Annotated in this window: 11 protein-coding genes; 3 read left to right on the forward strand and 8 right to left on the reverse strand. The window is 43.2% G+C overall.

Features of this window, described 5'->3' with window-relative positions; translation table 11 throughout:
* Positions 1-63: 63 nt before the first annotated feature.
* Positions 64-1,029: an ABC transporter substrate-binding protein gene (locus VHA01S_RS03180; RefSeq protein WP_023402906.1), complete on the reverse strand. Its 966-nt coding sequence runs from the start codon at positions 1,027-1,029 to the stop codon at positions 64-66.
* Between the two features lie 321 nt (positions 1,030-1,350).
* A complete protein-coding gene (gene yfbV, locus VHA01S_RS03185; protein ID WP_039970079.1) occupies positions 1,351-1,803 on the reverse strand; it encodes a terminus macrodomain insulation protein YfbV in 453 nt (150 codons plus the stop codon).
* A gap of 327 nt (positions 1,804-2,130) precedes the next feature.
* Here yfbV and VHA01S_RS03190 point away from each other — a divergent pair, with 327 nt between their 5' ends.
* Together VHA01S_RS03190 and pta are read left to right on the forward strand one after the other, a co-directional pair.
* The gene (locus VHA01S_RS03190; protein ID WP_023402908.1) at positions 2,131-3,327 is read left to right on the forward strand and encodes an acetate kinase; all 1,197 of its coding nucleotides are present in this window, start codon (positions 2,131-2,133) and stop codon (positions 3,325-3,327) included.
* A gap of 95 nt (positions 3,328-3,422) precedes the next feature.
* Positions 3,423-5,555, forward strand: coding sequence for a phosphate acetyltransferase (gene pta / locus VHA01S_RS03195; protein ID WP_023402909.1), 2,133 nt, complete (start codon positions 3,423-3,425; stop codon positions 5,553-5,555).
* A 271-nt stretch (positions 5,556-5,826) separates the two neighbouring features.
* On the opposite strand, the gene VHA01S_RS03200 is transcribed toward pta, so the two are convergent.
* The 3 genes from VHA01S_RS03200 to VHA01S_RS03210 all read right to left on the reverse strand — a co-directional run bounded on the left by VHA01S_RS03200 (position 5,827) and on the right by VHA01S_RS03210 (position 7,584).
* A complete protein-coding gene (locus VHA01S_RS03200) occupies positions 5,827-6,135 on the reverse strand; it encodes a YkgJ family cysteine cluster protein (RefSeq protein WP_023402910.1) in 309 nt (102 codons plus the stop codon).
* 107 nt (positions 6,136-6,242) lie between these two features.
* The gene (locus VHA01S_RS03205; protein ID WP_023402911.1) at positions 6,243-6,485 is read right to left on the reverse strand and encodes a GlsB/YeaQ/YmgE family stress response membrane protein; all 243 of its coding nucleotides are present in this window, start codon (positions 6,483-6,485) and stop codon (positions 6,243-6,245) included.
* A gap of 208 nt (positions 6,486-6,693) precedes the next feature.
* On the reverse strand, positions 6,694-7,584 hold the full coding sequence (locus tag VHA01S_RS03210) for a Tim44 domain-containing protein (protein WP_023402912.1): 891 nt from the start codon (positions 7,582-7,584) through the stop codon (positions 6,694-6,696).
* 242 nt (positions 7,585-7,826) lie between these two features.
* Between VHA01S_RS03210 and VHA01S_RS03215 the strand changes: the two genes are divergently transcribed.
* A complete protein-coding gene (locus tag VHA01S_RS03215; protein ID WP_023402913.1) occupies positions 7,827-8,753 on the forward strand; it encodes a YeiH family protein in 927 nt (308 codons plus the stop codon).
* Between the two features lie 23 nt (positions 8,754-8,776).
* On the opposite strand, the gene VHA01S_RS03220 is transcribed toward VHA01S_RS03215, so the two are convergent.
* The 3 genes from VHA01S_RS03220 to menC form a co-directional block, all read right to left on the reverse strand.
* The gene (locus VHA01S_RS03220; RefSeq protein ID WP_023402914.1) at positions 8,777-8,977 is read right to left on the reverse strand and encodes a hypothetical protein; all 201 of its coding nucleotides are present in this window, start codon (positions 8,975-8,977) and stop codon (positions 8,777-8,779) included.
* Between the two features lie 158 nt (positions 8,978-9,135).
* The gene (gene menE / locus VHA01S_RS03225; protein ID WP_023402915.1) at positions 9,136-10,629 is read right to left on the reverse strand and encodes an o-succinylbenzoate--CoA ligase; all 1,494 of its coding nucleotides are present in this window, start codon (positions 10,627-10,629) and stop codon (positions 9,136-9,138) included.
* Positions 10,630-10,632: 3 nt separating this feature from the next.
* A complete protein-coding gene (gene menC / locus VHA01S_RS03230; RefSeq protein WP_023402916.1) occupies positions 10,633-11,628 on the reverse strand; it encodes an o-succinylbenzoate synthase in 996 nt (331 codons plus the stop codon).
* Positions 11,629-11,688 lie beyond the last annotated feature (60 nt).

Raw genomic sequence — 11,688 nt, forward strand, 5'->3', positions numbered from 1 at the left:
AAATGTTCTTACAAATACATACCGTAAAACTAAAAGCCAGCCGATTAAGGCTGGCCCATTTATTTAGTTAACTTCGGTCGCGCGTGCCACGACAGACTGAGGGATAGTAATTCCGAGCTTTTTCGCAGCCGTTTCACTAATGGCCAGATCAGAACCTTGAGCGATTTTAACGTCCAGAGAACCCGGTTGCTTACCGTCTAAAATAGCCGCTACATAATCTGCGGTTTGCACGCCGACTTGGTAGTAGTCAAACCCTAGGCTAGCAATTGCGCCTTTTTTCACATAGGAAGTTGCGCCACCAAATACCGGTTTCTTCGCCTGATTTGCCGCAACTAACATGCCTTCTATAGCACTGGCTACGGTATTGTCGGTAGGTGCGTAAATCACATCAGCCTTAGACACGATAGCTTGAGTTGCCGAGAGTACATCCGCACTTTTTAGCGCTGTAGACTCAACCACCATTAAGCCTTTTTCTTTGGCTGCCACTTTTAATAGCTCAACAAGGCTCACCGCGTTGGCTTCACCTGGGTTGTACACCACACCAATGGTTTTTGCGTTTGGTAGGATTTCTTTAATCAGATCGACGTGCTGAGCAACCGGTGATAAGTCAGATAAACCCGTTACGTTTTTGCCCGGCTGTTCTAACTGAGAAACCAGTTTTGCGCCAACAGGGTCAGTCACTGCCGTAAACACCACTGGAATGTCACGAGTAGCAGAAACCAATGCTTGTGCGGTTGGCGTTGCGATGCCCACTAATACATCTGGATTTTCACCGACAAATTGACGTGCTATTTGCACCGCAATCGCAGGGTTACCTTGCGCGGTTTTGTAATCAAACTCTAGATTTTTACCTTCTTCGTAGCCTTTTGCTTTTAAGCCATCTAGCAGACCTTGACGCGTGGCATCCAAAGCTGGGTGCTCAACAATTTGCGATACGGCTACTTTGGCTGTTTTTGCCATGACACTGGCACTTGATAGCAAGGTTGCACCCACCAGACAGGCGGTAACAATCATCTTATTTACTTTCATATTCACTCCTTGATTCAGCAAACAAAGCTGAGTTTGACATCCATTTCTGTACTTAAGTCATATCCATCATTCAATTCCATGACAGACTAAAAAGTGAAACTGGTTTCACTTAAAACTCTAGAGATCCATTATTACCAGTATGAGATGTAAAATAAAAGTAAAGAATGTGATTTATCTCTCGTATTTATCAGGATGTTAAAGAAATGTCACAAAAGGGAATGTAACGGCAGATTAAAGATTTAGTGCGAGGGAAATCATTGAACGTAACCTCGAGGGATTACGTTCATTTAACAAAATGGTAGGAGCGAGGAGTAAAAGGAATTAAAACCAGCGTTCTAGAACGGTTTTATCTAACTGTCTAAAGGCTCTATTTAACAGTTGTGCGAGCTCTTTATAGCGAGGCTTAGCTTTAGGCGGTTCAAGCAAGGTGCCAGAATCTAAGATTTTTTGATGAATTTCACGATACCAATTGGCTAAACTCGGCGGCAAAAGTGTGTTTGAACGCGTGCCTAACCACCAAAAGCCTTGAATAGGTAAACTAATCGCAAACAGTGCCACCACAATAGCTTGCGGTAAGCCGGATCCATTATGAAAAGTAAATTGAGTTAATACGCTGATAGCCGCAACTGCAGGCATCACTCGAATACCAAATCGAGTCGCCGTAATTACGCGATGCTCTGGGAACATAGGCGAGAGTTCTTTTCTCATCGGCCACAGATCCATGTACATCTGCCCATCTCTCAATCTATGAAACATTCCAATCTTTCCAACCATGACTAAATCGCTAAAAATTATTTTAAAAATTAAAAAATAAACATAAAAAATTGATAAATGATAAAGTAATTTCAATTTTTTTTGTTATATTTGCCTATTATCGCTATCCTTGTCAGCGTCTCATCTATAGCTTCGCCTTTAACTACATATTAGGCGAGAGAGAGGCCAGTTAGCAAGGATTGAAAACGTATCCTGAAAGGTAATACGGTCAACAAAGGGAAATTGTTGCAATTGAAACTGAGTAGCATCCTACATCGAATATGTGACTACTCATAATGACTAAATTCATTCTTTCTGAAGAAATCAGATGAAATACAGGAAACAAACATGTCAAAGCTAGTTTTAGTTTTAAACTGCGGTAGTTCTTCTCTTAAATTCGCCATCGTTGACGCGGACAACGGTGAAGAGCATCTTACTGGTCTTGCAGAGTGCCTGCACCTTCCTGAAGCACGTATTAAGTGGAAATTGGACGGCAAACACGAAGCAGCACTAGGTAATGGTGCAGCACACGATGAAGCTTTAACTTTTATCGTAGACACTATCCTAGCTTCTAAACCTGAACTATCAGAGCAGCTTGGTGCTGTTGGCCACCGTGTTGTTCACGGCGGTGAAAAATTCACTGAATCAATGCTAGTAACTGAAGACGTCGTTACAGGTATCGAAGACTGTGCAGCTCTAGCGCCTCTTCACAACCCTGCCGCTATCGTTGGTATTAAAGCAGCGCAAAAAGCATTCCCTGCTCTACCAATGTCAGTTGTATTTGATACTGCTTTCCACCAAACAATGCCTCAAGAAGCGTACCTATACGCGCTTCCGTACAGCCTATATAAAGAGCACAGCATCCGTCGTTACGGCATGCACGGTACTTCTCACCTATTTATTGCTCGCGAAACAGCTAAGCAACTAGGTAAGCCGGAAAGCGAACTAAACATCATCAACTGTCACTTAGGTAACGGTGCTTCTGTTTGTGCAATTAAAAACGGTAAGTGTGTAGATACTTCTATGGGTCTTACTCCTCTAGAAGGTCTAGTAATGGGTACTCGTTGTGGTGACATCGACCCAGCTGTTATCTTCCACCTACATGACTCTCTAGGTTACACAGTGGATCAAATCAACACTATGCTAACTAAAGAGTCTGGCCTACAAGGTCTAACAGAAGTAACTTCTGATTGTCGTTTCGTTGAAGACAACTACGGCAAGAAAGAAGAAGCAACTCGTGCGATGGACGTATTCTGTCACCGCCTAGCGAAATACGTTGCCGGTTACACAGCAACGCTAGAAGGTCGTCTAGACGCTATCGTATTCACTGGTGGTATCGGTGAAAACTCTGCTCCTATTCGTGAGATGGTTCTAAACCGTCTTGGCATTTTCGGCATTCAAGTCGACAGTGAAGCAAACCTTAAAGCACGCTTCGGTGGCGAAGGTACTATCACTGCTACTGACAGCCGCATCCCAGCAATGGTTATCTCTACTAACGAAGAGCTAGTTATTGCAGAAGACACAGCACGTTTAGCTGGTCTTTAATTAATTAAACAGGTGAGGATTTCCTCACCTGTTTACTTTTGGTTCAGCTGTTCCCCCAGCTGAGACTTTTTCATACATTTCGAGGTCTTCAGACTATGTCTCGTACCATTATGCTTGTCCCAATTAGCGCCGGTGTTGGTCTTACTAGTGTTAGCATGGGCGTTATTCGCGCTATGGAGCGCAAAGGTGTAAACGTTTCGTTTTACAAACCTATCGCTCAGCCACGTACTGGTGGCAACCAACCAGATCTAACATCTACTATTCTTAAATCAAACAACGATATTAAGATTGGTACTCCAACGCCAATGGACGAAGCGCAAGCGCTTATCCGTAACGAGCAAACTGACGTTTTGCTAGAAACAATCGTTGAGCGTTTCAACCAAATTAACGATGCAGATGTGACCCTGATTGAAGGTCTTGTTCCTACTCGTAAGCACCCGTTTGCTAACCAAGTGAACGAAGAAATTGCTAAAACTCTTGGCGCTGAGATCGTGTTTGTTGCTACTCCAGGCACTTACAACCCATCTCAACTTAAAGAGCGTATCGAAGTGGCAGTATCTAACTTCGGTGGCAAGAAAAACAAAAACATCTCTGGCGTTATCATCAACAAACTTAACGCTCCTGTGGATGAAGCTGGCCGTACTCGCCCTGACCTATCTGAAATCTTTGATGATTCTGATGCGGCTCAACAAGCGAATATCCAAGCAATGGAAATCTTCAACACTAGCCCAGTACGCGTACTAGGTTGTGTGCCTTGGAGTGTAGAGCTTATCGCTACTCGTGCTATCGATATGGCTAAACACCTAAACGCTGATATCATCAACGAAGGCGAAATTTCTAGCCGTCGTATTAAGAGCATCACTTTCTGTGCACGCTCTCTACCAAACATGATTGAGCACTTCAAACCAGGTTCACTGCTTGTTACTTCAGCAGACCGTCCAGATGTAATCGTAGCAGCAGCTCTTGCAGCAATGAACGGCGTTGAAATTGGTGCAATCCTATTGACTGGCGGTTATGACATCCCTGAAGAAATTCGTGGTCTATGTCAGCCAGCATTTGAATCAGGTCTACCTATCTTCAAAGCGCAAGGTAACACTTGGCAGACTTCTCTGAACCTACAAAGCTTCAGCGTTGAAGTACCAGCCGATGATAAAGAGCGTATCGAGTTCGTTAACGAACACGTTGCAAGCCACATCGATGGTCCTTGGATTGATACTCTAACTGAAGGTGTTGTTGCATCTCGTCGTCTAAGCCCACCAGCGTTCCGTTACCAGCTAACTGAATTTGCTCGTCGTGCTAACAAGCGTATCGTTCTTCCAGAAGGTGATGAGCCACGTACAGTTAAAGCTGCGGCTATCTGTGCTGAGCGCGGTATCGCTAACTGTGTACTTCTTGGTAACCCTGACGAAATCCGTCGCGTTGCAGCACAACAAGGTGTTGAGCTAGGCGCTGGCGTTGAAATCATCGATTCTGATGCAGTACGTGAAAACTACGTTGCACGTCTTGTAGAGCTTCGCTCTAAGAAAGGCATGACTGAAGTTGTTGCTCGTGAGAAGCTACAAGATTCAGTATTCCTAGGTACTATGATGCTTGAGAATGGCGAAGTAGACGGTCTTGTTTCTGGTGCAGTTCACACTACAGCAAACACTATCGTTCCTCCGTTCCAAATCATCAAGACTGCACCTGATGCGTCTATCGTTTCTTCAATCTTCTTCATGCTTCTGCCTGATCAAGTATTGGTATACGGTGACTGTGCAATCAACCCAGATCCAACAGCAGAGCAATTGGCTGAAATCGCTATCCAATCTGCAGATTCTGCAGCGGCATTCGGTATCGACCCTCGTGTTGCTATGATTTCTTACTCTACTGGTGAGTCAGGTAAAGGCGCAGACGTAGATAAAGTACGTGAAGCAACTAAACTTGCTCAAGAGAAACGTCCTGATCTAGTGATCGACGGTCCTCTACAGTACGATGCAGCAATCATGGAGAACGTAGCAGCTTCTAAAGCACCTAACTCTCCTGTAGCAGGTAAAGCGACTGTATTTGTATTCCCAGACCTAAACACTGGTAACACAACTTACAAAGCGGTACAGCGTTCAGCAGACCTAGTATCTATCGGTCCAATGCTGCAAGGCATGCGCAAACCTGTAAATGACTTGTCTCGTGGCGCACTAGTAGACGATATCGTTTACACAGTTGCTCTAACAGCAATTCAAGCAACTCAATAATCGTTGCTCACTAACTAAAATGACAAAGGCCGGTATTTTTAAATACCGGCCTTTTTTTATCTGTTGCGCTACACAAATAATGATATAAGCAATCGTAATAATTAATACCAATCACACTAAGTAAGTGATCAGAACTAGCGCAGGAAAAATGCTCGAGAACAAGGCAGAATTTTTCGATAAGTAGTTATTCTACAATCAAAAATTCTAACGCCGTTATCGAGCATTTTAACAAGCTAGAATGATCAGTTATTTAGTACGATTGGTATAACGTCTAATTACGAGTTTCCCATTCGTTACGACACTCATAAGAACCCATTTCAAATTCTCGACAAATCCAAGGGCGATTTTCATAAATCGTGCACAACATAGTGTCCCTATCTACCGCTGAGCACCACCCATCCTCTAGACGTAACATGGTTTCCCCGCCCCATTTATCGGTAGCAATATGTTCTTCTGGGACTCCGGTATCAGTGATGATCATCACTTCTAAACGGCAACAACTGGCACAGCAAGTACTGCACGCCACTTTAGGTTCGTTCACCTGTTTTTCAGAGATTTGTTTGATTGGGATGTTAGTCATAAGGGTCTATATCAAGATAAGTGAGCATATAGTACGTCATTTACACTAAACAATATACGCTCACTAGAAGACGCGAAATACCAATCGTAATAATTGATATATGGGGATTAAAGTCTCTTAATAAAGCCAACAATGTACAGTAGCAGTATTGCGCCAACAGTCGACACAACCAAAGAACCAATAATGCCACCTGCGGCTAAGCCAATAGCGTTAAATACCGTTCCACCAACGACAGCACCTAAAACACCAACCACAATATTGCCAACCACGCCAAAGCCACCGCCTTTCATAAAGTTACCGGCTAACCAACCTGCAACCGCACCGATCAACAAAAATAGGATAATGTTCATATACTTTGTACCTCTTACTTTTTTTAAATATGTGCGAAGGAAAACATCGCTATTCCTCTGCCCACTGAGTGCAATAAAGTATACGTGCTGATAAGCATTTCTGTTTATTGAATTCTAATTATTCATATCAATCAAAGTTATCGAGCAAGCAAAAAAAAGGCCGGAACTCAGTTCCGACCTTACATTCATATTTGCTTTGCAAAAGAGATTACACTTGAATACCTACAATCAACCAAGGTGCATTTGGCTGAGTAAGATCGCGCTCAAGGTGCCAGATATCGCTGATGTCTTCTTCTACATTTTCTACTGTGTCACGGTAGCGACCCGTAAACTGTAAGCTAAGTTGCGCTTTGCTCGCGTCGTAATCGGCACGTACAATTTCAGCGTCTACATACATAACGTCAGTATGCTGTTCACCTTGCAGTGAAGCACGCTCCGATTGTAGATCATCAAACAAGCTTGTCGATACGTATTCACGAATCGTTTCTAACTCATTGTGATTCCATGCGCCTTGCAAAATACGGTAATGTTCACGTGAACCGTTAACGAAAGCGGCATGGTCGAAACCCGGTGGATAGTTATGTGGCACATCTGAATGTGCAGAGCTACCAAAGCCAGTATTTGACGCAGCTGCGCCTGATGTTGGCTCAGTAAACGATTGTGACTCTTGCTGTCTAAATTGAGTATTGCTTGCTTGAGGGCCATTTGAATACGCAGGACGCTGCTGATTCATACTGCCTGCTTTTGCTCCCAGCATACCGCGCAAGAATTTAAAGGCAAAAAACGCAATCAAACCGATAATAAGAATATCCATAAACTGGATACCTTCAAACGCCCCGCCAAAAAACGCCGCTAGCAGACCACCCGCAAGTAAGCCTCCCATAAGACCGCCCATTAATCCGCCTTTTCTAGTTGGATTTTGCGTGCCTTTATTGTTTAAAGAATTAGTGTTTGTTGGTTTTGCTTTCGGTGCCGGAGCCGTTTTAAAGCTCTTACCAAAAGATTTACCACCGCCAAATCGCTTTGCTTCAGTAACAGGTGCATACACCATAGCTACTGATACTAGCAATACAGCCATAATCGAAAAAATGCGTTTCATAATCTCTCTTTGATTTTTATGAGTCAGTGCAATACTACCTATTAGCATCGAATAAATGAACAGAGTTTGCACATAGAGTTGTTAAAGTTTATTGCAATCTAGCACTGCATCACACTCTTTTTAATCACCAGATAGCATATACAGTGTTTTCAATAGAACAATCAGTGCTAAACCCTACATTAATTATGTGTATTTAGCTTGAGATAGTTATCATAAGCGCAAATTTAAAGATTGCTAATCCTATGTCGTTATTTACTAAAAAGCACATCCCATTTTTTATTGTGCTCGTCCTTTGCTTTACACCTTTATTGCAGTCTCCATCTGCATTAATTTTAGGTTTAATTTTGTCTCAACTAGGATTAGTGCCTACTCACTTACCTATCGCAAAATGGACCAAAAAATTACTGAGCTATTCTATTATCGGTTTAGGCTTTGGCATCTCTCTAGCAGAAGCCTTTAAAGCAACGTCCAATGGCATAGGTCTGATCATGACCACGATTTTCGTTACCTTACTGCTCGGTACATGGGTAGCGATTAAACTGGGCATAGATAAGAAAACCGGTTATCTCATTTCAAGTGGCACCGCTATTTGTGGCGGAAGCGCCATCGCAGCCGTATCGCCTGCTATTAATGCTAACGCCAATCAAACGGGTTTAGCGCTTGCTACTGTCTTTATTCTTAACTCCATTGCGCTGTTTGTCTTTCCGGTGATTGGGCATGCTTTAAATTTAGATCAGCACACTTTTGGGGTTTGGGCGGCAATTGCGATTCACGATACATCATCAGTGGTAGGCGCTGCCAGTGCTTACGGTGAAGAAGCACTGCGTACTGCAACCACACTGAAACTGGCTCGTGCTTTGTGGATTATTCCTGTAACCATTGGCAGTGCTTGGTATTTTGGTAAAGGAAAAGAACACAAAATAAAAGTACCGACTTTTATCTTCTTATATATTGCGGCAGTGGTTATTAGTGATTTATTGCCACAATTTGATGCGTTTTATCACATGACCTTTTCGGTGGCAAAACAAACCTTGGTGGCTTGTTTATTTTTGATTGGTTCTGCTATTTCATTAGAGCAAGTGAAAGAGGCTGGGGTTAAACCCTTATTATTTGGTGTCGGCTTATGGTTAACAATTTCTGTCGGGACTTTATTGTGGCTTCTACATTGATAGGCAAGTAGACCGCTTATTTCCTATAACACCTTATCATAGTGACTTGGCTTTACTCTCGACAGTAGCCAGTCACTGCTTTTCTTTACCGATTTACCACTTTGGCTAAATGCTATTCCCACCACTAACGCAAAACCCAGCGCCTGCGCAATTGATCCTAGCAAGCCATGATCCGCTATCGCTACGCCTAAACATGCTGCAACCAACGCCCAAAGAAAATACATAGTCCATTCCGTTATATCAGTTGGTAAATTAATTACCCTGTTCATTGGTTAGGATTATGACGCTATCGTTGTGCTTTGAGAAAAACCGTTTTGCTCTATATCATAACTAAATGATTCTATAAAAATTGAAACTGTGAATTTTCGTTATAATAGATGCGCTAGAAACGTTCGATGTGTTGCTCTGATAACCAGTTTTTGAGTTTAGATCGAGAAACCTTAATTCCTTGATTTAATAAGGTGCTCGGTATCGGTAGGTAATCGATAGGACATTTGAATTTTTGTAGATGGGATAAGCAAAGCTCGTTGAGCTCTCGCTTTAACTCGCCGTTAAGTGCGCCTTGCGACAATGCCAATAGCGCCACTGGTCTATGACCAAATGTTGGGTCAACAACAGGTACAATAAATGCCTGCATAATCGATGAATGTTTGATTAGTACCCGCTCAATTTCTTCACAGTGGATATTCTCACCGCCAGAAATAAACAGGTTATCCGCTCGCCCCATAATGACCAGTTCATCATTTTGCCAACGACCAAGATCTTTAGTATCAAACCAGCCATCATGCATTGCTAACGGGGATAATATTCCTTTCTGCCAATAGCCAACCGCTAAGGTCTCACCCGCAACTAAGATGGTTTGATTATCAATTTTTATCGCACGCTTAGCCAGTACTTGCCCTGCACTATCCGCCTCATCCACTCTTTTAGCCGTCACTGTGGATGCCATTTCGGTCAACCCGTATCCCGCCCAAGTATCGATGCCATACTTGCGCGCCGCATTTGCCAACGAATGAGGAATAATAGCGCCACCCAACAACACCCGTTGTAATGTTAAAGGCGTTTGCAGTGTTCCTTCTTCTATTTGTTGTAATGCGTGTTGCAGTTGGGTTGGCACCATCGAAGTATGGCTTACCCCTTGCAAGTTTAATCCCTTGCCCTGTTTTAAGCGCAGGCAACAGCCACAGAGTAGCCAACGCCACACTATCGCTAAACCTGAAACATGAAACAGCGGTAATGACAAAAGCCAAGTGCTAGAAGCATCAAAACTAAATTGCTGCTGTAACCCAATGGCAGAAGCCAAATGATTTGTCACGCTGTGCGCAACTGCCTTAGGGTCGCCCGTTGAGCCTGATGTAAAAATTAGACTCGCGATATTCGACACTGAAAAATGTGAATGAGAGGATGAACAATCCTCTGAGCTATAGTCAGAAGTTGTAAATTCTAAATAGATAGTATCAATTGAACCCGTTAATTCTGGCTCCACGCTTGGGCATAAATAACAATATGAACAACCGAGTAATGCTTGGCGCTTCACAAGCTCAGATTTAGGTAATAGAGGCACTATCGAAACCACTATTCCGGCCTCTAGTGCCGCAAGATACACGATAATACTTTGCAATGAGCTGTGCGCAGTCACCAACATGAGCACATCATTATCACCTAACCCCATTGCTAACAATTGCTGTCGTACACTAGTGACATAACTCGTCAATTCTGACCATGAATAGCGCCCATCATTACATTCTAGAGCACAGCCATTTACCGCTGTTGTTAGAGTTGGTGTTGAAGTTGAAGTTGCAATAGCTTTGTTATCAGAGCATTCGCTCCAATAACAAAGTGGGGATTGATGAGAAAAAGGCGTGTTAAGCGGCAAAGTTTATTCCGAGCTCTGCTGCCAAACTAAGGTTTGAGAGCTGAGACTTCTGACGGGTAATTCACTTCCCGGCCACGGCGTATGCAGCTGCTCTTTATACAGCTGTAAGGTATCTAAACCCGGCGTGGTCATTGGGGTGAATTGATGCGCTAGACGAGCTAACTGAGACAGCCCTAAACTGGATTCGATACTCGAGCTGATTACAGCGATAAGCCCTAATGCTTGAGCCTTTTCTATCAATTGAATACAGCGCTGCAGATTACCAATTAACATGGGTTTAATCACAATCGCTTTTGCGCCAGTAAGAAACTCAAGATCAAAGTCTGGGTTCATCACACCATTTTGTAGGGTTTCATCCCAACCAATGGCAATGCCGGTTTCTATGGCGAACGTTAAGCTGTCACCCGGTGCACTGCACGGCTCTTCAATATATTGAATACGGGAGCGCAAAGAAGGATTAATTTTACTGGCAAATTTTTTGGCTTTCTCTAAGTTCCAAACTCGGTTTGCATCCAGTCTTAACTGTATGTCTGGAGTCGCTTCTAAAAATAGGTTAACTAAAATCCCATCACGGATCGGCTCATACAAGCCAACCTTGATTTTTGCCACTTTATCACCCTGCATGGCATTTAATGCAGGCAATAGATCGTCTGGATCGCCGTGGCAAAAAGGAGCTGCTTGATAGTTTCCTTCTGCGCCCAATAATCCATTTAATTCGTATTGCGCCATGGATAAACCAAAAGCAACCGAAGGGTAAGGAGAATGGCAGTCTAACTCTTCTCCCTGCGTCCATTTCTTTAGTCGAGCAACCACTTCTACAAATGCTTGGTCCATCGTTTCGTGGCTAAACCCTATCAAAGGTGCCACCTCGCCATAACCAATGCGATCGTTTTCAGATAACTCGACTATCCAGCCTTCTCGACTCGTCAGTTTTTGTTCACGTAAAATAACACCGCTATCCATCTCAAGCTGATAACGATATAAACTTGCCTTTCTCATAATTATAATTTCCTAAGCCAACATTTAAGCCAACATTTAACCCAACGTTAATGACGGCAT

The sequence above is a fragment of the Vibrio halioticoli NBRC 102217 genome (genome assembly GCF_000496695.1).
Lineage (GTDB): Bacteria > Pseudomonadota > Gammaproteobacteria > Enterobacterales > Vibrionaceae > Vibrio > Vibrio halioticoli.

What these genes read in the sequence shown, in the direction of transcription:
- VHA01S_RS03180 (WP_023402906.1), bottom strand. Translation starts at nt 1,029, where the DNA reads ATGAAAGTAAATAAGATGATTGTTACCGCCTGTCTGGTGGGTGCAACC.
- yfbV (WP_039970079.1), bottom strand. Translation starts at nt 1,803, where the DNA reads ATGGTTGGAAAGATTGGAATGTTTCATAGATTGAGAGATGGGCAGATG.
- VHA01S_RS03190 (WP_023402908.1), top strand. Translation starts at nt 2,131, where the DNA reads ATGTCAAAGCTAGTTTTAGTTTTAAACTGCGGTAGTTCTTCTCTTAAA.
- pta (WP_023402909.1), top strand. Translation starts at nt 3,423, where the DNA reads ATGTCTCGTACCATTATGCTTGTCCCAATTAGCGCCGGTGTTGGTCTT.
- VHA01S_RS03200 (WP_023402910.1), bottom strand. Translation starts at nt 6,135, where the DNA reads ATGACTAACATCCCAATCAAACAAATCTCTGAAAAACAGGTGAACGAA.
- VHA01S_RS03205 (WP_023402911.1), bottom strand. Translation starts at nt 6,485, where the DNA reads ATGAACATTATCCTATTTTTGTTGATCGGTGCGGTTGCAGGTTGGTTA.
- VHA01S_RS03210 (WP_023402912.1), bottom strand. Translation starts at nt 7,584, where the DNA reads ATGAAACGCATTTTTTCGATTATGGCTGTATTGCTAGTATCAGTAGCT.
- VHA01S_RS03215 (WP_023402913.1), top strand. Translation starts at nt 7,827, where the DNA reads ATGTCGTTATTTACTAAAAAGCACATCCCATTTTTTATTGTGCTCGTC.
- VHA01S_RS03220 (WP_023402914.1), bottom strand. Translation starts at nt 8,977, where the DNA reads ATGTATTTTCTTTGGGCGTTGGTTGCAGCATGTTTAGGCGTAGCGATA.
- menC (WP_023402916.1), bottom strand. Translation starts at nt 11,628, where the DNA reads ATGAGAAAGGCAAGTTTATATCGTTATCAGCTTGAGATGGATAGCGGT.